This window comes from Sphingomonas sp. 66-10, from assembly GCF_001897045.1.
In the GTDB taxonomy this organism is placed as follows: Bacteria; Pseudomonadota; Alphaproteobacteria; order Sphingomonadales; family Sphingomonadaceae; genus Sphingomonas; species Sphingomonas lycopersici.
The window spans coordinates 24972-25502 of the sequence record NZ_MKRR01000098.1 but is presented as its reverse complement, the minus strand read 5'-3'; the positions used below and the strand labels follow the sequence as shown (position 1 = coordinate 25502).

Here is a 531-nt window from a genome sequence, read left to right as displayed (position 1 = left end):
CTCCGCCGATCGTTCTCGTGCGCAAACCCGTGATCCCGCCGAAGGTGGAAATTTATCCGACCGGGCGGCAGCCCGATCGCCTCTCGATCCCGCTCGATAGCCGGATCGTTCGCAGACTTATAGCCTTGAAAATTATGCGCGAATGAAATTGCCTGGGCGACGTTCGGCAACCGCGCGAATTCCCTCGCGGAAATCGGCGGTGGCCATCAGCCGGTCCTGCTCCGCGCGTTCGTGCTCGGTCTGGCGGCGCACCGCTTCGGCGAGCGCGCCGCGCAGGGTGGCGCGGGTCGCCTCGACCCCCAAAGGCGCGGCGGCGGCGATCTCGGCGGCGAGCGCGGTCGCCGCGGCGCGCAACTCGTCGGCGGGGACAAGTTCGTCGATCAGCCCCCAGGCCAGCGCATCCGCCGCCTTCACGCGCCGCCCGGTGAGCAGCATCAGCGCGGCCTTCTGTTGCCCGATGACGCGCGGCAGCGTGTGCGAGATGCCGAAGCCGGCGTGGAAGCCGAGGCTGACGAAATTGGCCGAGAAGCG

At 68.7% G+C, this 531-nt stretch carries 1 protein-coding gene; it reads right to left on the bottom strand.

Going from position 1 to position 531, the window contains the following annotated elements; translation table 11 throughout:
• Window positions 1-132: 132 nt before the first annotated feature.
• On the bottom strand, window positions 133-531 hold a 399-nt coding region (locus BGN95_RS08805; protein ID WP_286772418.1), incomplete at its 5' end, for an enoyl-CoA hydratase/isomerase family protein.